Source organism: Parabacteroides sp. CAG:2, from assembly GCF_000436315.1.
Classification (GTDB): domain Bacteria; phylum Bacteroidota; class Bacteroidia; order Bacteroidales; family Tannerellaceae; genus Parabacteroides; species Parabacteroides distasonis.
In genome coordinates this window covers 60857-80993 of sequence record NZ_FR885282.1, presented here as the reverse complement: position 1 = coordinate 80993, position 20137 = coordinate 60857, and the positions used below count along the sequence as shown (strand labels likewise).

At 48.9% G+C, this 20137-nt stretch carries 16 protein-coding genes; 6 read left to right on the top strand and 10 right to left on the bottom strand.

Annotated features, from left to right (window positions below; genetic code table 11):
• Both QVP94_RS06850 and QVP94_RS06845 read right to left on the bottom strand, forming a co-directional pair.
• The coding region (locus QVP94_RS06850; protein WP_502685438.1) for a Rossmann-fold NAD(P)-binding domain-containing protein at positions 1-476 on the bottom strand (476 nt) is incomplete at its 3' end.
• 24 nt (positions 477-500) lie between these two features.
• Positions 501-980, bottom strand: a complete 480-nt coding sequence (locus QVP94_RS06845; protein ID WP_008779527.1) for a DUF456 domain-containing protein — start codon at positions 978-980, stop codon at positions 501-503.
• Positions 981-1075: 95 nt separating this feature from the next.
• On the opposite strand from QVP94_RS06845, the gene QVP94_RS06840 reads away from it, so the two are divergent.
• The 3 genes from QVP94_RS06840 to QVP94_RS06830 all read left to right on the top strand — a co-directional run bounded on the left by QVP94_RS06840 (position 1076) and on the right by QVP94_RS06830 (position 6812).
• On the top strand, positions 1076-2482 hold the full coding sequence (locus QVP94_RS06840; RefSeq protein WP_022192241.1) for an efflux transporter outer membrane subunit: 1407 nt from the start codon (positions 1076-1078) through the stop codon (positions 2480-2482).
• Between the two features lie 69 nt (positions 2483-2551).
• Positions 2552-3667 carry an efflux RND transporter periplasmic adaptor subunit gene (locus QVP94_RS06835; RefSeq protein ID WP_022192240.1) on the top strand — a complete coding sequence of 372 codons (1116 nt, stop codon included), beginning with the start codon at positions 2552-2554 and terminating at the stop codon, positions 3665-3667.
• 7 nt (positions 3668-3674) lie between these two features.
• Complete coding sequence (locus tag QVP94_RS06830; protein WP_008774186.1) at positions 3675-6812, top strand: efflux RND transporter permease subunit; 3138 nt, start codon at positions 3675-3677, stop codon at positions 6810-6812.
• 108 nt (positions 6813-6920) lie between these two features.
• Here QVP94_RS06830 and bamJ read toward each other — a convergent pair whose 3' ends face one another.
• Positions 6921-7322 carry a BamJ family beta-barrel-assembly machinery protein gene (gene bamJ, locus QVP94_RS06825; protein WP_005858210.1) on the bottom strand — a complete coding sequence of 134 codons (402 nt, stop codon included), beginning with the start codon at positions 7320-7322 and terminating at the stop codon, positions 6921-6923.
• 987 nt (positions 7323-8309) lie between these two features.
• Here bamJ and QVP94_RS06820 point away from each other — a divergent pair.
• Positions 8310-9776, top strand: a complete 1467-nt coding sequence (locus QVP94_RS06820) for a catalase (RefSeq protein WP_005858216.1) — start codon at positions 8310-8312, stop codon at positions 9774-9776.
• A gap of 71 nt (positions 9777-9847) precedes the next feature.
• Here the strand turns inward: QVP94_RS06820 and QVP94_RS06815 are convergent, their stop codons facing one another.
• The 5 genes from QVP94_RS06815 to QVP94_RS06795 are packed head-to-tail and all read right to left on the bottom strand — an operon-like array spanning position 9848 to position 14976.
• On the bottom strand, positions 9848-10222 hold the full coding sequence (locus QVP94_RS06815) for a YbaN family protein (RefSeq protein WP_005858218.1): 375 nt from the start codon (positions 10220-10222) through the stop codon (positions 9848-9850).
• Complete coding sequence (gene fmt, locus QVP94_RS06810) at positions 10222-11196, bottom strand: methionyl-tRNA formyltransferase (RefSeq protein WP_005858220.1); 975 nt, start codon at positions 11194-11196, stop codon at positions 10222-10224. The genes QVP94_RS06815 and fmt overlap by 1 nt, the downstream gene beginning before the upstream one ends.
• A 30-nt stretch (positions 11197-11226) precedes the next feature.
• Positions 11227-13011 carry a chloride channel protein gene (locus QVP94_RS06805; protein WP_005858223.1) on the bottom strand — a complete coding sequence of 595 codons (1785 nt, stop codon included), beginning with the start codon at positions 13009-13011 and terminating at the stop codon, positions 11227-11229.
• Position 13012: 1 nt separating this feature from the next.
• Complete coding sequence (locus QVP94_RS06800; RefSeq protein WP_005858225.1) at positions 13013-14413, bottom strand: sugar transferase; 1401 nt, start codon at positions 14411-14413, stop codon at positions 13013-13015.
• Positions 14414-14415: 2 nt separating this feature from the next.
• On the bottom strand, positions 14416-14976 hold the full coding sequence (locus QVP94_RS06795) for an L-threonylcarbamoyladenylate synthase (protein WP_008779520.1): 561 nt from the start codon (positions 14974-14976) through the stop codon (positions 14416-14418).
• 223 nt (positions 14977-15199) lie between these two features.
• Here QVP94_RS06795 and recJ point away from each other — a divergent pair, with 223 nt between their 5' ends.
• On the top strand, positions 15200-16924 hold the full coding sequence (gene recJ / locus QVP94_RS06790; protein ID WP_005858229.1) for a single-stranded-DNA-specific exonuclease RecJ: 1725 nt from the start codon (positions 15200-15202) through the stop codon (positions 16922-16924).
• A gap of 9 nt (positions 16925-16933) precedes the next feature.
• Positions 16934-18850, top strand: a complete 1917-nt coding sequence (locus QVP94_RS06785; RefSeq protein WP_288213197.1) for a RecQ family ATP-dependent DNA helicase — start codon at positions 16934-16936, stop codon at positions 18848-18850.
• Between the two features lie 97 nt (positions 18851-18947).
• Here the strand turns inward: QVP94_RS06785 and QVP94_RS06780 are convergent, their stop codons facing one another.
• Together QVP94_RS06780 and QVP94_RS06775 are read right to left on the bottom strand one after the other, a co-directional pair.
• Complete coding sequence (locus tag QVP94_RS06780; RefSeq protein ID WP_005858233.1) at positions 18948-19859, bottom strand: ThuA domain-containing protein; 912 nt, start codon at positions 19857-19859, stop codon at positions 18948-18950.
• Between the two features lie 40 nt (positions 19860-19899).
• On the bottom strand, positions 19900-20137 hold a 238-nt coding region (locus tag QVP94_RS06775; protein WP_288213196.1), incomplete at its 5' end, for an ROK family protein.

The following is a 20137-nucleotide window of genomic DNA, read 5'->3' as shown; positions in this document are numbered from 1 at the left end:
CGAAGAGCGTCAGCGATCATTCTCCCGGTGCGACCCAATCCCACGATGCCTACTTTTTGCCCGCCCAGCTCATACGCCTTATGTTTCCACTGTTTCCCGCCAAAACCATGCAACAAACGGACCAGCTCGCTAATGACATACTCCACGACTCCCTCATCGCCATAGTCGCGGATACCCAAGACCGTTATCCCCCGCTCACGTGCGGCGGCTATATCCACATTCGCGCTAGACTCGCTATAGAGGGTACAGCACATCCCGATGTATTTGATATTCGGGCAAGCCTCGATCACGTTCCTCCGGATCTGTGTATTATAAGAGACGAGCACACAATCTGCGTCCCCGATCCGGTTCACGGTCTCCCCATCCGTTTCCGGAATGCCGGTATAAAAAACAACCTCTTTTCCAAGCTCCTTCAAACGCTCCACTCCCCATGTATTCAACCCGGTAGAATCTACCACTACTATTTTCTCAAACATATCTCACATTATTAATTACCATCTTCAATTAATTATCCCTCTCACAAAGCTATAAATAAAATAGCCGCAAAGGGTAACCTTCAGCACGACACTCAATAAAAAACCCGCGAACGCCCCAAAACCAGCCTTCAACGCATCCCCGGACGCCTTGCCTCCCAAAAGTTCCCCCACGAAAGCCCCCACGAAAGGACCCAGCAAGATTCCCCAAGGCGGAAACACGAATATGCCGGCCACGGTTCCCACGGCACATCCCCAATTTCCCCACTTGGACCCTCCGCTATACTTAGTCCCCAGCATGGGCGTAACATAGTCCATCGCCTGTGCCAACACGACCAGCAATCCCCACACGACCAACTCCGTAACCGTGAATTCCGCATAGCCTGTAAAATGCAGCAGCCACAAAGCCAAATACGCCACCGGCGGCCCCGGCAAGACCGGCAAAAAACACCCCGCCAATCCCACCAACAAACAGATAACGCCTAGTATAACCAATAAGATATCCATACATTTCAGTTTTTGGGATATATAAATAGACAAAGATACAAACATTTCCCACCCTTAACTGTTTTGCTAAAAGCTAAATCTAAACATATATATTTATGCACAAACATTTACGCCTGACATGTTATGCTTTGTTGTGCTTGCTGGTGCCGATCGGGGTAATGGCGCAGACAGAGCATACGTATTTAGACCGTGCCCTACCCGGATCATGGTCTGAGGAAGGGAGTGATTTCCAGCAGACACTTCCCGTAGAAGATAATTGGTGGAGAAATTTTAAGGACCCGTTACTGGACTCGCTGATAGAAGTAGCCGTGAAACAAAACTATTCCGTGCAAATGGCGATGGATAGGATCGCCATGGCGAAAGCCAACCTGCGGTCGGCACAAGGAAGCTACTCGCCCACCCTAGGGCTTTCCGCCGGATGGACACGGCAACAAAGTAGCGGCAATATCAATCAGGTACCCAAGGCGATCACCCAATATTCCAGTGCTACCGTAGATATGAACTGGGAGGTGGACGTATTCGGGAGTATCCGGAACCGGGTGAAAGCGGAGAAAGAGAATTTCGCCGCCTCGAAAGAGGAATACAACGCCGCCATGGTCTCCCTTTGCGCTCAAGTAGCCTCCTCCTATATCAATATGAGGGAACTGCAACAAGAGGTAAAGGTAGCGCAACAGAACTGCCGCTCCCAACAGACGGTCGTACAGATCACCCAGAAACGGTATGAGACCGGGCTAGTCTCTAAACTGGACGTAGCGCAGGCGCAATCCGTATACTACAGCACGAAAGCCTCCCTACCGATGCTGGAGGCCGGTATCATCCAATACGCGAACTCCTTGGCGATCCTGTTAGGCCTGTACCCTTCCGATCTACAAAAGATCATGGAGACAGACGCTTCCTTGCCGGAATATATCGAGCCGGTCGGTGTAGGGCTGCCGGCAAACCTGTTGCTACGCCGTCCGGATGTACGTGCGGCAGAACGGCAGGTCAATGCGCTTGCCGCCTCGCTCGGGGCCTCTAAGTCCGATTGGTGGCCGAAAGTATTCGTGAAAGGTTCGATCGGTTTCGCCTCCCACGACTTCGACAAGCTGGCGAATCATAATAGCTTGACCTATGAGATCGCCCCTACCCTTACGTGGAACTTCTTCCAAGGCACCCAGAAGATACAGGCTACCCGGTTGGCGAAAGCCCAGTTGGACGAGTCGATCCGGCAATTCAACCAGACCGTGCTTACCTCCGTACAGGAAGTGGATAACGCCATGAGCTCGTACAAGAACTCGATCAAGCAGATCGTAGCCCTCCGGGAAGTGGTAAACCAAGGAAAACAGACCTTGGATGTTTCCCTAGACCTCTATAAGCAGGGCCTTACCCCTTTCCAAAACGTACTGGACGCGCAACGCTCCCTCCTCACCTACCAGAACCAATTGACACAGGCTCAAGGTAGCTCCCTACTGAACTTGATACAGCTTTATCAGTCATTGGGCGGAGGATGGAATCCTATGTAGGCCGTTCGATCCGATCGAACAAAAGCCCACTCAAACAATTAATATAAATAATCATTAAAGACAAAAGATATGAAGACATTTGTTTACATAGGGATTATCGGAGCCTCCGCCTTATTACTGGCGTCTTGCAAGGGGAAAAGCAAGCCGATGGAAACGCCCGTGCCCTCCATAAGCGTATCCACGCCGATCGTGAGGGACATTACCTTGACGAAAGAATACCCCGGATACCTTAGTTCACAACTGAAAGTAGACTTGGTAGCCCGTGTCAACGGATACTTGCGTACCTCTTACCTCAAGGCCGGAAGCCGGGTGAAGAAGGGCGATCTTATCTTCGTGATCGAACCGGACACCTATCAAGATAACGTCACCCAAGCCGAGGCTTCCGTAAAGACCTCCAAAGCCCAGCTGGAATATGCACGCAGTAACTACGAGCGTATGAAGGAGGCGGCTAAGAGCGGCGCCGTAAGCCAGATACAAGTGATCCAAGCGGAGGCTACCGTATCGGAGTCTGAGGCTGCCGTGAAGAATGCCGAGGCGGAGTTGAATACCGCACGGACCAACTTGAGCTATTGCTATATCCGTGCGCCTTTCGACGGTGCGGTTACCCGGGCCAGCTACGATATAGGTAATTACATCAACGGAGCCGTCCAGCCGGTTACCTTGGCCACCTTATACAAGGACGACTTGATGTTCGCCAATTTCAATATCGAGGATAACCAGTTCATGAAGATGATGCTGGAAGCCGCCCGCAACGATAGCACCGTGAAGCTTCCGACCGAGATCCTCGTCAGCATAGGCAAGGATGGCGGCAATGCATATACGGGCCGGCTGGATTATCTATCCCCAAATATCGACCTATCGACCGGTACCCTGAACGTACGTGCCAATCTGGATAACCCGAAGCATGTATTGAAGAGTGGCTTATATGTCACCATCACCCTGCCGTATGCCGAGCAGCCGAATGCGGTCTTGGTTCGCGACGCCTCGATCGGTACCGACCAATTAGGGAAGTACCTTTATATCGTGAACGACTCCAATGTCGTACGATACCGTCCTATCGAAGTGGGACAACTGGTAGACGATACGCTTCGCCAAGTGACTGCCGGTATCGGCCCCAAAGATCCCTATGTCACCTCCGCCCTGCTTAAGGTACGGGATGGCATGACTATCAAACCTATAAAATAAGCAAGCTATGGTAAAGTTCTTTATTAACAGACCGATATTCGCCACCGTACTTGCTCTGATCATCGTCGTGGCGGGTTTGGTCACCCTCAATATATTACCGATCGCCCAGTATCCGGAGATCACGCCGCCTACCGTACAGGTATCCGCCGTTTATCCCGGGGCGGACGCACAGACGGTAGCGCAAACCGTAGGTTTACCGATCGAGCAACAGGTAAACGGCGTGGACGGTATGCTTTACATGAGTTCAAACTCCTCCAGTTCGGGGGCTTACTCCCTAACGATCACCTTCGCCGTGGGAACGGATATCGACATGGCGACCGTCATGGTGCAAAACCGGGTGAGTATCGCCCAGAGCAGCTTGCCGGAACCCGTGATCGTACAAGGTATCACCACCCGCAAGCAATCCTCCAATATTGTGATGATGCTTACCCTAAGTTCCAAGGATTCCATTTACGACGGGTTGTATTTAAGTAATTACGCCACCTTAAATATGATAGACCAGCTAACCCGCCTGCCGGGTGTAGGCTCGGTACAGGTAATGGGAGCCGGAAACTATAGCATGCGTATCTGGCTAGACCCGGAGGCGATGCGTATCCGTAACTTGACGCCGGACATGGTCTATCAAGCCATATCCACGCAAAACGCCCAAGTATCCGCCGGTTACGTAGGCCAACCGATTCTACGGGCGGATAACCCCTATCAATATACCTTGACCGTGAAAGGACGGTTGACGACACCGGATGAGTTCGGCAATATTGTCCTTAAGACCGGACAAGGTGGCAAGATCCTGCGATTGAAGGATATCGCCCGCATAGAGTTGGGCAGCTCCTCTTACAACGTGGTCTCTAAATTAAGCGGACAGCCGACGGCTGCGATAGCGATCTACCAGCTGCCGGGCTCCAACTCCTTGGATGTATCGAAGGTGGTAAAGGCCAAGATGAAAGAATTAGGCAGTTCCTTACCCGAAGGCGTGGAATACAAAGTGACCTTGGATACGACAGAGGTGATCGACGCCTCCATCCATGAGGTGCTTATCACGTTCTTGGAGACAACCTTGCTGGTGGTCTTGGTTATCTTCTTATTCTTACAGAATTTCCGGGCGGTAGTCATCCCGTTCATTACGATTCCGGTCTCATTGATCGGTACGCTGGCGGTCATGGCGGCTTTAGGCTTCTCCATTAATACGTTGACCTTATTCGGCTTGATTCTGGCGATAGCGGTGGTGGTAGACGACGCCATCGTGGTGGTAGAGAACTCCACCCGGCTCCTCGATACCGGGAAATATACGGCCCATGAGGCGGTATCGAAGGCCATGGATGAGATCGTAGGGCCTATCGTGGGCGTGGTATTGGTATTATTGGCGGTATTTATCCCGACAACGTTTATCAGCGGTATCTCCGGGCAGCTCTATAAGCAATTCGCCTTGACAATCGCCGCCGCTACCGTATTAAGCGGATTTAACTCGCTTACGCTTACGCCCTCGCTTTGCGCCCTTTTCTTGGAGAAGAATACGGAAGAACCGAAATTCTTCCTCTTCAAAGGATTCAATAAGGTATACGGAAAGACTCAGAAGATGTACGACTCGATCGTGGAGCGGATGCTGAAACGACCGGGAGCGGCGATGATCGTTTACGGTATCATCACGGCGGTAGCGGTTATCTTGTTTATGCGTTGGCCGACAACCTTTATACCCGAAGAGGATGACGGCTATTTCCTAATCGTATCCCAATTACCCCCGGCGGCGAGCTTGAACCGGACGGAGGCGGTCACCAAGCAGATCGACGAGATCCTAAAGACATACCCCGAGGTGAAATCATTCATCAGCGTTAGCGGATTCTCCGTGATGGGTGGAGGGGAGCAATCCAATACGGCCACCTTCTTCGTGATCCTAAAGAACTGGAACGAACGTAAAGGTAAGGAGCATACGGCAGAGGCCGTGACCAACCGTTTCAACCGGGAGGCATCGGCTATCCAAGAAGCGCAGGTATTCGGTATGGTACCGCCAGCTATCCCGGGGTTGGGCGCTTCGGGCGGCTTGCAACTGCAATTGGAGGATCGTAAAAACCTAGGTCCTACGGAGATGCAGCATGCCGTGGAGACATTGCTGGCCAGCTACCGCTCGAAACCGCAATTGCTGAACCTTTCTTGTATGTATCAGGCCAATACCCCGCAGTATCTACTGAAGATAGACCGGGATAAGGTGCAGATGCTCGGTCTTCAGTTGAATCAAGTATTCTCCACGCTCAGCTATTATATGGGAGCGGCGTACGTGAACGATTTCGTGGAGTTCGGACGTATTTACCAAGTTAAGATCGAGGCGAACGGAGAGGCGCAGAAAGTGATCGATGATGTACTCCGTTTGAGTCTGGCGAATAGTAAAGGAGAGATGGTACCCTTCTCCTCTTTTATCGAATTAGACGAGCAATTGGGATTAGACCAGATCAACCTATATAATATGTATTCATCGGCGGCTATTACTTGTATCGCCAACCCGAAATATAGCTCCGGAGAAGCGATCCTAGCGATGGAGGAGCTGATACAGGAACAATTAGGTGATAATTTTGGATATGAATGGACCTCGGTCGCTTATCAAGAGACGAAAGCAGGATCTACGACGGTGATTATTTTCGCCATGGCGTTGCTAGTCGCTTTCTTGGTTCTCTCGGCTCAATATGAGAGCTGGACAAGTCCGTTGGCGGCTATCATGGGTTTGCCGATCGCCTTGTTGGGAGCTATTATCGGCTGCTGGGTGATGGGGGTTCCGGTAAGCGTATATACCCAGATCGGTATTATCTTATTGATCGCCTTGTCCGCCAAGAATGGTATCTTGATCGTAGAGTTCGCCCGGGATTTCCGAAAGGAAGGTAATCCGATACGGGATTCCGCCTTGGAAGCCGGACACGTTCGTTTACGTCCGATCCTGATGACCTCGTTCGCCTTTGTATTGGGTGTCATGCCTTTGCTTTTCGCTACCGGAGCGGGAGCGGCCAGCCGTATATCCTTAGGTGCGGCGGTAGTATTCGGTATGGCTATCAATACGATATTCGCCACGATGTTCATCCCTAACTTCTATGAACTGATGCAGACCATCCAAGAGAAATGGCTGGATAAAGGAAAGAAGACGGATGATACGCCTAAACAATAGAAAGTTTCCAATCCTCTAATGAGGCAAAAAGAGAATAGCCATGGCTAAACCCATGGTTATTCTTTTTTACTCCCTTCGGATACATTATTATATATTCTATGATTGGAATTAGGCGATTCCCAACAACTCTACCTCAAATATTAATGTGGAGAAAGCAGGGATCGGAGCCGAGGCACGATTACCATAACCAAAATTGTAAGGGATATAGATTATCCATCTATCCCCTACCCGCATTTCTTGAAGAGCCAATTGCCAGCCTTCAATCACTTGGTTCAAGCGAAAGGCTTCCGGGCAACCCCGTTTCCATGAGTTATCAAATTCCCTTCCGTTAATCAACGTTCCTTTATAATGTACGGAAACGACGCTTTCCCGATTAGGAGAGACTTTGCCTGTACCCGCTTGTATTACCTTATATAATATACCGCACGGTAATGTCCGGGTTCCCTCTTCCGAAGCGATCTCGTCCAAATACAATAGATTCTTCTCTTTGTACTCCTCTTTTCTACTCATATATATTACATTATCTTACATTTAGCTCCGCAAATGTAGCAAATAGAAATAGAAACTCAATGGCATGGTAACACAATAGACATGCCAAACGTTCAAATACTATCATTATATGAATCTGATTCCCGCTTTTTTTATCATAGATCAAGAAAACATAGGAATCCGCAAAAAACATGCTATAAAACATACCACGTATGGAATAACGCCGTATATTTGTGTCGTAAAACATAATTGTAAAGCAAATATGGTAAAGAGATTGTTTAAACGTTACATCGATTTGCTAGGGTTTCAACCTTGGACAATTTGGGTTTACCGCATGTGGTAAACCTCACGATGAAAAAGAGGAAGGTTTAGGTTAAGGTTATCAGAAGTCCGGGATTAGGTTAGTAATAGGTTAAAAGGTTAAAGGTTTAGGTTTTCAATTCATTCGTTACTCGGACTTCAAAAGTTATGTGAGATTTAGAACGTGTCGAAAGGCACAGATTTATTAATTAAAAAGAAAATGAGCTATGAAAAGTTTTATTAGACATTTTTTGGATAGCTGCTTGAGATCACTCGCTGCTATCGGTCAGTCGGAGTTAACAAAATGGGGTTACAATAAATAAGTAACACCCCATTTTACCGGGAAGGTGAACATTTGATTTTTTCAAACCATACCGCGGTTGCTTGGCATCTTGCCAGACAATCGCTTTTTTGTATCCATACCTTTTAAACAAGGTATCTTAGTTTCATCGAGAAAGTATCCTAAGTTCATTGGCGAAGTATCTTAGGTGTATGGGGCGATGAAACTAAGATACTTTTATAACTCATGCGCCTATCCCCACTGAGTTTCTACTACCCGTCTATATATTTATAGATATTAACTATTTGACAACTGTCTAACAACATCTTATTTTTGTCAAGAAGTTAAAAACAATTGTTGTTTCTAAACAGTTTTATTTAAAGATTACTTTATCTAAAATTCTTTATTGCGACATAAAAACTAAAGTTATGGAAGACAAAAAACTAACTGCCGCCAACGGGCGCCCTGTTGCGGACAATCAGAACGTACAAACAGTGGGGCCACGTGGCCCGATGGTATTACAAGACCCTTGGTTCATTGAGAAGCTAGCGCACTTCGACCGTGAAGTGATCCCAGAAAGACGCATGCACGCCAAAGGTTCCGGCGCATTCGGTACCTTTACCGTTACACATGATATCACAAAGTATACGAAAGCGGCTATTTTCAGCGAGGTAGGCAAGAAAACTGACTGCTTTGTCCGTTTCTCCACCGTAGCCGGAGAGCGTGGAGCAGCCGACGCAGAGCGTGATATCCGTGGATTCGCCATGAAATTCTACACAGAGGAGGGTAACTGGGACTTGGTAGGTAACAACACCCCCGTATTCTTCTTGCGTGATCCCCTAAAGTTCCCGGACTTGAATCATGCGGTCAAACGTGACCCGAAAACGAATCTACGAAGCGAGGATAACAACTGGGATTTCTGGACTTTGCTTCCCGAGGCCCTGCATCAAGTAACGATTACGATGAGTTCTCGCGGCATTCCTTACTCTTATCGACATATGCATGGTTTCGGTAGCCATACGTACAGTTTTATCAACAATAAGAACGAACGTATCTGGGTGAAGTTCCATCTCAGAACCCTGCAAGGTATCAAGAACTTGAGTGACGAGGAAGCGGCTGCGATCATCGCCAAGGATCGTGAATCCCATCAGCGTGATTTGTTCGAGAGTATCGAGCGTGGGGACTTCCCGAAATGGAAATTCCAGATCCAATTGATGACTGAGGAGCAGGCCGAGACCTATCCGATCAACCCGTTCGACCTCACGAAAGTATGGCCGCATAAGGACTTCCCGTTAATGGATGTCGGTATCCTCGAGTTGAACCGTAATCCGGAGAATTATTTCCAAGACGTGGAGCAAGCCGCATTCAACCCGATGAATACTGTCGAAGGCATCGGCTTCTCCCCAGACAAGATGTTACAAGGTCGTCTATTCTCTTATGGCGACGCCCAGCGTTACCGCCTTGGCGTGAACCTAGAGCAGATCCCGGTGAACAAGCCCCGTTGTCCGTTCCATGCCTATCACCGTGACGGAGCGATGCGTGTAGACGGAAACTATGGAGCCGCAAAGGGTTACGAACCTAACAGCTTCGGCGAATGGAAAGACTCTCCCGAGAAGAAGGAACCGCCTTTGAAAGTACACGGGGATGTTTATAATTACAACGAGCGTGAGTACGATGATGATTACTACAGCCAACCGGGTGCCTTATTCCGTTTGATGCCGCCGGAAGAGCAACAGTTGTTATTCGGAAATACCGCCCGTGCGATGGGTAACGCCCAACTGTTCATCAAGCAACGCCACGTACGCAATTGCTACAAGGCAGACCCTGCTTACGGTAAGGGAGTAGCTGAAGCTCTAGGAATCAGCTTAGAAGAGGCCTTGAAAGAAGACCGATAAAGTAGTAAGGCTACGATAGAAAGCGATAAAAGAGGGATAACCCCAGTAATCCTATGGATGAACAGGTTATCTCATTCTTTTTTAGTAGGATAAGAGAGGATATGCCATGAGACCCCGATACTGATAAGCCCTAACAAAGCTTTCACCCACCAATAGCCGACTAGCAAAAGGGAAGTAATGATCGTAGATAGCCACATGATAGCGATCGTGATAATCTTGGAACGCAAAGGAATAGCCTTATCTTCCACAAAGCCCTTAATATGCGGCCCGAAATAACGATTGCTCATCACCCGGTTATAAAGCTTCTCCGAGCTACGGACATAAAACCAACAAGTCAGTAACCAAAAAGGAGTGGTCGGGAGCAAAGGGACAAAGATACCGATCGCTCCCAATATGAGAAAAAACGTTCCTAACGTAATGTATATGATACGTCTCGTCCCGTTCATCAGCCAACCGTATATTCCGCGATTTGCTTGAAACCATTCAGGAAGTCCGTTATATTCATCCGTTTCTTTCCGGCAAGTTGCAAGGAACGCAAGCGAAGAAAACCGTCCTTCACGGCCACGTCGATATACGATTTATGATCCGTATGGATAGAGCCGACCGGGAAGTTATGCTCCGCCGGACGTTTCTCTGCCTGGTAAATCTTTAAAGCCAGACGTTTGCCATCCTCAGAGATCAATTCCGTCCAAGCAGCAGGATAAGGAGAAAGCCCACGGACGAAATCATAGATATTCTTCACCGGCTGGTTCCAGTCGATATGACAGGTATCCTTGAATATCTTCGGGGCCGGACGCAACTCGGCGGCATCCTTATAGAATTCCTCTTGGGGAATAGCGTCTGTTTTTCCATCCAACAGTAAGTCCACGGTCTCGGTAACCAACCCCGCCCCCATCACCATCAAGGCATCGTGAACGGTTTCTACATCGTCGGTATCAGCGATCGGCAGATGTCTCTGACGGATGATCTTACCCGTATCGATCTCATGCGTAAGAAAGAAAGTAGTCACGCCGGTCTCCGTATCACCATTGATAACCGCCCAGTTGATCGGAGCGGCACCCCGGTATTGCGGAAGCAAGGAGGCATGCAGATTAAAAGTTCCCAGACGGGGCATATTCCAGACCACCTCCGGCAGCATACGAAACGCCACCACGATCTGCAAATCCGCCCGCAAGGCACGCAGTTCCTCCAAAAACGCCTCATCCTTCAACTTCTCTGGCTGTAAGACCGGAAGACCCACCGATACGGCATATTGCTTCACGGCACTCGGTTGAAGCACGCTACCATGACGGCCCATCGGCTTATCCGGCATCGTAATGACACCTACCACATTATATCCACCTTCTACCAAGGCACGCAGGCTCTCCACGGCAAAATCGGGAGTGCCCATATATACGATTCGTAAATCCTCTTTCTTCATGTACAATAAATTGGATCTGTTTTTAACAAGTTAGTCCCCGGAAAAGTTATCGACCAATACCTCCCGATAGGAATTAAATATCTTCGATTTCGACATAAAGCCGATATAATGGCCATTCTCATCGACCACCGGAAGATTCCACGCTTTCGTATCGTCAAACGTCTGCATGATCTGATCCATCGGCGTGTTGATTACGATCTTGGCCGGGGCGGAAACCATGAACTTCGATACATGGAAACGATTATACAACTCCGGACGGAACATGATATTCCGGATATTATCCAGCAAGACGATACCCAGCAACACGCCCCGCTCGTCCACGACAGGAAAGGTGTTACGTCCGCTTCGGGAAATGACCTTTACCATATCGCCCAACGTCATCTCTGGAGACACCATCTGGAAATCCTTCTCGATCACGCTATCCGCCCGTAGCAAGGTAAGCACCGCCCTATCCTTATGGTGCGTCAACAACTCGCCTTTCTGCGCCAAACGCATGGAGTAGATGCTATGAGGCTCGAACATAAGGATCGTGATATAGGAACTGATCGAGACGATCATCAAGGGGAGGAACAAATCATACCCACCCGTCAGCTCGGCAATCAAGAAAACCCCGGTCAAAGGAGCGTGCATCACCCCGGACATAATGCCCGCCATACCCAGCAAAGCGAAATTCTTCTCTGAGATATACATCGTGAACGGGAAATAATTAGATGTATGCGCAAAGATAAAACCGGCGATACAGCCCAGATACAAACTAGGAGCGAAGATACCACCGCAACCCCCTCCGGCATTCGTGGCGCTGGAAGCGAATACCTTCGTAAGCAAGATCAAGGTCAAGAAGATCAAGACCCCGAAATACGTATCGTTCAGATCGTAAAACAAACTCTTGTCCATGATATGCGAGAACTGCCCGTTCAGCAACGAGCCGATCGTATCATAGCCCTCACCATATAGTGGGGGGAACAGGAATATCAAGATACTCAGCATCACGCCGCCCAACATGAACTTCTTCCAATACGTACCCAACTTCCGGTACATCCCTTCCACCTTGTTCATCACACGGGTAAAATAAAGGGATACCAATCCGCAAAAAACACCCAGCAAGAGCACGTAAGGAATACGCTCGATCTCGAATGCCTCGGTCTGAGAGAACTTAAACATGGCCTCGGTGCCGGTAAAGATATAAGACATCGTAGCCGCCGTCACCGACGAGATCAGCAAAGGAAGCACGGAAGTCATCGTAAGGTCCAGCATCAATACCTCAATCACGAACACCAACCCGGCGATAGGCGCCTTGAAGATACCGGCGATCGCTCCGGCGGCACCACATCCCACGAGCAACATCAACGTCTTCTGCTCCATCCTGAACACCCGTCCCAGATTAGAACCGATAGCCGCCCCTGTCAATACGATAGGAGCCTCCGCCCCGACCGATCCACCAAAGCCGATCGTCACGGAACTGGCTACGATAGACGTCCATGTATTATGCGGCTTGATACGGCTCTTTCGTTGCGAGATGGCATACAAGATCTTCGTCACCCCATGGCCGATATCGTCACGCACGATATATTTCACGAACAAGCCGGCCAACAAGATACCGATCACCGGATAAAGCAAATAGAGATAGTTCACGCCGTCAGCACTGAAATTACCCGTCAATACATGTTGTATGAAATGGATCAATTGTTTCAATATGATAGCGGCCGCAGCTGTGCAAATTCCCACGATAAAGCTGATAATAAGGATAAAATGCTTCTCCTTGATGCGCTTTTCCCGCCATAACAACAATTTATAGAATAACCCTTCGTTAGCCATTTTAAATACCTTTACCTGTAAACACTGTTTTAACTGTATAAATGAGAATCGTTATGTCCAGAATCAAGGACATATTCTCATAGTATAATATATCATATTCCAAGCGCTCGATCATCTCATCCACGCTGCCGGCATATCCATATTTCACCATACCCAACGAGGTGATTCCCGGACGTACATTATGCAGCAGATAGTAGAAGGGGGCTTTCCTCACGATCCGCTCGATGAAATATTTACGTTCCGGACGGGGGCCAACTAGCGACATATCCCCTTTCAGCACGTTCCAGAACTGCGGTAACTCGTCCAAGCGGTATTTCCGCATCACCCGTCCGAAGGGAGTGATACGGGAATCGTCCTCGGAAGAGAGCAACGGGCCTTCCTCCTCGGCGTTCGTGTACATCGTACGGAACTTATAGATCATGAAAGGCTCGCCCATGTATCCGATCCGTTCCTGACTGAAAAACACCGGGCCGGGGGAATCCCGCTTCACCCGCCAAGCGATATACAGGAACAAGGGAGATAAGAGCACCAAGAAAATCAGAGATAACGTCTTATCCATAAAGAGCTTTACATTCTGCTCGATGGGCAAGAAGTTGTTATCCGTCACGTCCACCAGCGGAACGCCCTTTATCGCCTTGATCTTTACTTGCGATAATGAACTGGATTTATCCGCCAATATCTTGATCGGCCGTTTATAACAATATAACGAATACAGGATATCCATCAAACGGTTATTATCCACCGTCTCCAAGGCGACAACCAGCTCATCCACCTTTTTCTCCTCTACGATCACCGGCAAAGATTCTAGCCTACCGATCACACGATCTCCGGCGACCCCGCCCTTTTTCTCCGTACCATCGGAGACAAAACCGACGATATTATAACCCAAACCATACAGGTCGTCGGCAATACACGCCGCCTTCTTCCCCGCCCCAATCATCAATACATTCAACGCCCATTCCCTGCACTTTATCTTCCGTAACCCGGCCTGCGTAATCAATAACCGGGGAATATACGTCAAGACAAACTGCAATCCCCATAAAGAGAAAAACATATCATAATACACGTGATAAGAACGGGGCAAGTCATTCAGCACTAAGGCAAAAAACAAGATCACGACACCGATCGACACGCTCCCAAGGGTAGAGAACAACTCAGTAAGCCTCGACTTACCGAACGGTTTATTATAATAACCGGAAAACCAATATAATACGAACCAGAAAAACGGGATCAATAGCTGCCCCTTCAATGAGGGGATATGCAGCAAAAAGGCCCCGACGGTATCAAACCCTTCATACACCGCCACCTCCTCATAGCGTATCAGGTTAAATAATAACCAGACTACCGACGACGCTATAAAATCCGAGACAATATATTTTCCGGCTTGTACGCTTTTCTTCATCCTTATCTAATTACCTGCACAAGCCCACCGGCTCCTAACTTGATAATGCCGGACGGAGCGGCCTTGCTCATATCGTCCTGACGATAACTCACGATATAATCCACACCCTCCTTGATCACCTCCGATACCTCGCTGAAATTAGCGGGAGAAGGCTCGCCGCTTACGTTGGCGGAAGTAGAGACCAAAGGTTTACGGAAGCGCTCGCACAATTTCTTGGAGAACTCCTCGTTCGTGATACGGATACCCACGCTACCATCGGCTCCCAATAGATTTGTCGCCAAGTTCTTGGCACTTGAGTAAATGATGGTCAACGGCTTATCAGACACGCTAATCAAATCCCAAGCGATATCGGGAACATCCGACACGTACCTATCCAATTTAGCCTCGCTGTCCATCAAGACCAACATAGCCTTATTGTCTGTCCTTCGCTTTAGCTCGTACACTCTTTGTACGGCTTTTTCATTGGTAGCGTCGCAACCAATTCCCCAGATAGTGTCTGTAGGATAAAGTATTATGCCGCCTGCGGCCATTACTTCGCAAGCTTTTTTAATATCTTCCGTCATTGTATTTTATAATATTTAGGCAAATGTACGAATCATTCTCCTACTTCAAAAAAATAATAACAAAAAAACTATTTTCTTTAAGCCATACCGGATATACCATATTTAATTTCTAACTTTACGGGTTGAAATATATTGCGGAAATCTCGCCTTTGTCATACGGTAGATTAAGGATGACAAGGTATCCGTAGTATCAGGCAAGCAAAAAAGAAAAAAACAATATATAATGATTAACAAATGGAACTTTCAAACCCCATCAGAAGAAGAGTTACATAAGAGAGACCAATTGGTGGCTGAATTAGGATTCAGCCCGGTGATCTGTCTCTTGCTCGTTCAACGAGGTATCACTTCGATCGAAGAGGCGAAGAAATTCTTTAAACCCAGCTTGAACGATTTGCACGACCCGTTCCTTATGCCGGATATGGATAAGGCGGTGAGGCGCTTGAACAAAGCCTTGGGGAATAAAGAAAAGATTTTGATCTACGGCGATTACGACGTGGATGGAACGACAGCGGTATCGCTCGTCTTCAAGTATTTAAGACCTTACTCGTCTACCTTGGATTTCTATATCCCGGACCGGTACGACGAGGGGTACGGTATCTCTTACAAGGGTATCGATTATGCCGCCGAGAACGGCGTGTCGCTGGTTATCTCGCTGGATTGCGGTATCAAAGCGATCGAGAAGATCGAGTACGCCAAGGAGAAAGGCATCGACTTTATTATTTGCGACCACCATATGCCGGACGCCACTTTGCCGGACGCTGTCGCCGTATTGGATGCCAAGCGCTCGGATTCTATCTATCCGTATGAGCACTTATCGGGTTGCGGAGTAGGATTCAAGTTCATGCAGGCGTTCGCCAAGAGCAATAATTTCCCGTTCTCGGATCTGGAGAAGTTGTTGGAGCTGACGGCGGTCAGTATCGCCTCGGATATCGTCCCGATTACGGGAGAGAACCGCATCCTCGCCTATTACGGGCTGAAGCAATTGAACAGCAACCCCAGCCTCGGGCTGAAAGGGATTATCGATATCTGCGGATTGACCGGAAAGGAGATCACGATCAGTGATATCGTCTTCAAGATCGGTCCCCGTATCAACGCTTCCGGCCGTATGATGAACGGGAAGGAGGCGGTGGAACTGCTACTGTCCAAGGATAGCGCCAGTGCCCGGGAGAAGAGCGAGAGCATCAACCAATATAATGAGGAACGCCGGGAATTGGACAAGAAGATCACCGACGAGGCTAACGCTGTCATCGACGAAGTAGAGAACATGGATGACCGGAAGGCGATCGTGGTGTATAACCCGGGATGGCACAAAGGCGTGATCGGTATCGTAGCGTCCCGTTTGACCGAGAAGTATTACCGTCCGGCGGTCGTTCTTACCAAATCGTCCGAGTTGATCACCGGATCGGCACGTTCCGTAACAGGCTTCGATATTTACAAGGCGATAGAGAGTTGCCGGGATTTATTGGAGAATTTCGGGGGACATACCTACGCCGCCGGGCTTTCCCTTCGGGAGGAGAACCTAGAGGCATTCACCGAGCGTTTCTTGAAGATCGCATCCGAGGAGATCATACCGGAGCAGATGATCCCGCAGATCGATATCGACGCTATCTTGGATTTGAAAGAGATCAACCAGAAGTTCGTGAACGACCTAAAGAAGATGAGCCCGTTCGGGCCGGACAACCAAAAGCCCGTATTCTGTTCGCTTGGCGTAAAGGACTACGGCACCAGTAAGCTCGTGGGTAAGGAACTGGAGCATCTCAAGCTGGAATTGATCGACGGAAACTCAAGCACCCCCATGCACGCCATCGCTTTCGGCATGCACAGGTACAACGACCATATCAAGGGTATGAAGCCTTTCAACATCTGCTACACGGTGGAGGAGAACACCTACAACGGCAACACCTCTATCCAGCTGATGATCAAAGACATCAAACCCGACGATATATGAGGAGGACAGGTGGACGTTTACCATAAGATATTAGAGAAGTATTGGGGATACCCTGCTTTTCGCCCCTTGCAGGAGGATATTATCCATTCCGTCTGTGCCGGAAAAGATACGCTTGGGCTGATGCCTACGGGTGGTGGTAAATCCATCACCTTTCAGGTGCCGGCATTGGCGATGGAGGGGATTTGCATCGTCGTCACTCCCTTGATCGCATTGATGAAAGACCAAGTGGAGAACTTACGCCGGGTCGGCATCAAGGCTACGGCCGTTTATTCGGGCATGAGCCGGCAAGAGATCATCACGCAACTGGAGAATTGCATCTTCGGGGGGTATAAGTTCTTATATGTCTCCCCGGAGCGGCTTAGTACGGATATTTTCCGGGTCAAGATGGAGGCCATGCAGGTTTGTCTGCTGGTAATCGACGAGAGTCACTGTATCTCGCAATGGGGATATGATTTCCGTCCTTCTTATCTCAATATCGCTGAGATCCGGGACTTATTGCCGGGTGTTCCGGTATTAGCCTTGACCGCCACGGCTACCCCGGAAGTGGTGAATGACATACAAGAGCGTCTGCGGTTCAAGGAGAAGAACGTATTTCAAAAGAGCTTCGCCCGCAAAAATCTGGCTTATATTGTCCGGAAGACGGAGGATAAGTTAAATACACTCGTTTATATATTGGGAAAAGTTCCGGGTACGGCCATCGTATATGTCCGCAACCGGAAACGCACCAAGGAGATCGCCCTCATGCTGCAACAGGCGGGTATCTCCGCCGATTTCTTCCATGCCGGGTTAAACCGTGACGAGAAAGAACTGCGTCAGGCCCGTTGGAAAAACAACGAGTGCCGGGTAATCGTATCGACCAACGCTTTTGGTATGGGTATCGATAAGCCGGACGTGCGATTGGTCGTGCATATGGATATGCCGGGATCGTTGGAGGAATATTATCAAGAGGCCGGACGCGGGGGGCGTGATGAGAAGAAAGCCTTCGCCGTGGCTCTTTGTTCCTCCACGGATAGCGCCAAGCTAAAGAAACGGCTGGCGGATGAGTTTCCGGACAAGGAGTTTATCTATCGGGTCTATGAGGCGTTGGGTAATTATTACCAGATCGCCGTAGGGTACGGGCTAGATACGGTACACGATTTCTCATTGACGGATTTCTGTTCCGCTTATAAGTTCTCTTTATTGCAAGCGCATCATGCCTTGAAGATCCTTGGGCTATCGGGCTATATCGAATATACGGAGGAGGTAGACAACGCTTCCCGCCTGATGTTCACAGCTACCCGTGACGAGCTTTACAGGTATTTAAGTGAGAACAAGCGAACGGATGAGGTGATTCAGACAATCTTGCGTTCTTACACCGGGTTATTCGCAGATTATGTTTATATAGATGAGAGCGTAATCGCCACCCGTGCGAGAGTGACACCTCACGAGGTGTATGAGAGCTTGGTAGGTTTATCCAGATACCGGATCGTAAACTACATCCCGCATAAGAAAACCCCGTTGATTATCTATACCCAGACCCGGGAGGAACAGCGGTACCTTTCCATACCCCGCTCGGCGTATGAGGAACGCAAGGAGCGTTTCGGGAAACGGATCGAGAAGGTGCTGGAATATATCAACGAGGAGCGGGTATGCCGTAGCCGCATGCTCCTATCCTATTTCGGCGAGGAAGATTCCGCCCCTTGTGGCTGTTGCGACGTATGCCTATCGAAGCATGAATCACAGCTTATGAATTGGGAATTCAACGCTATCCGGGAAAGTCTCATAAAGATATTGGCCGGGGAATCCCCTATCCCCGTGAAAGAACTTATTGAGAAATTACCTTTCCCTCAAGAGAAAATCCTCACGGCCATCCGCTTTCTGGCGGATCAAGATCCCCGATTCACATTAAGCGACGGCTATCTATCGCACGAGGATTCAGCAAAATAGCACGATGCCCATCGTAAGCTCCTTAGAATGCCCATTGTTAGCTTGCTAGAATGCCCATCATAAGGAGCTTACAATGGGCATTCTAATAAACCATGTATCACCGCTTATAATTACTCCGATTAGATACTTGTTTTTCCGTCGGGAAATCAGCGGGAACCTTTTGGGTTACCTTGCCGGTAGCGGCCCATTCCGCACCTCTTAACAAGGTAATCTGGAAGCCGGCGCATTGCATAGCCGGACAATTCTCTACCGTTTCCCCCGCGTGCCCTAACATCGTATGAAATATACGGGCATTCCCATAATCAACCGTAAAGATCAACGGCTCCTCACGGCCGGAACCTCCGGTCTCCTTATCCGAATAAGCCGTATACAAGCAATCCTTTATATTTCCCGGGCCACGCATACGATCATATAACTCATCCTGCGCATGTTTCCATTTATTCGGCAGCCCCTTCATGATCGGATGCTCATGGTTCCGGGCATTCAGCACATACTCATGCTGCTTGCCATGAGAGCCACCCACGCCCGCCGAGCTATCCTTTATCAACTTACCATCGCTCCAATATACATAGGGTCCCGCTTTCTCATCCCGGTTCTCCCAACCGCCCAAGGCACAAATCTTATTGTATTCCGGCCAGTTCACGAAGGCGTTATCAGCGGCATGATAGACCACGACACCTCCACCTCCTCGCACATATTCCAAGAAACGACGGTTTGTCTCCTCCGGCCAAGCATCCCCATTATAATCCAGCACCACCAGCTCGTAAGGACTGAAATCCAAGACAAAGCCGGACATATCCTTCCCTGCCTCCGGAGAGACCGCGAAATCCACGGAGAAGCGTCCCGAGTTCTCCAATATCTGTTTAAGCACCACATGGCTCACCTGCCAATTATGGTTATTCTGCCCCGTTATTAATAACGTCTTGATCGGCTTACGGGCCGACATGCCGCATACAACCAGTAAAGCGGCCAAAAGGAAAACGACCTTCCTACAAAATACATGTCTCATGGTATGAATCAGATTTAAGTAAACAATTGATTATCCGTCTTTATTTATCATAACAAAGGGAAGCGGCACCGAATAGCCCCGGATTCTCCAGCTTAGAGAAACGTATCTTCAAGTTCTTGATAGAGTTCGGATAAGCGAAATCCTTCAAGTCCTCATACATGCTCTCCTCAAACAACTCATGGGCGGCGGTCACCGAGCCTCCGAAGACGATCATCTCCGGATCTACCGTCAATACCACGATCTTGATAGCGGCGGCCACATGTACGCCCAACTGCCGG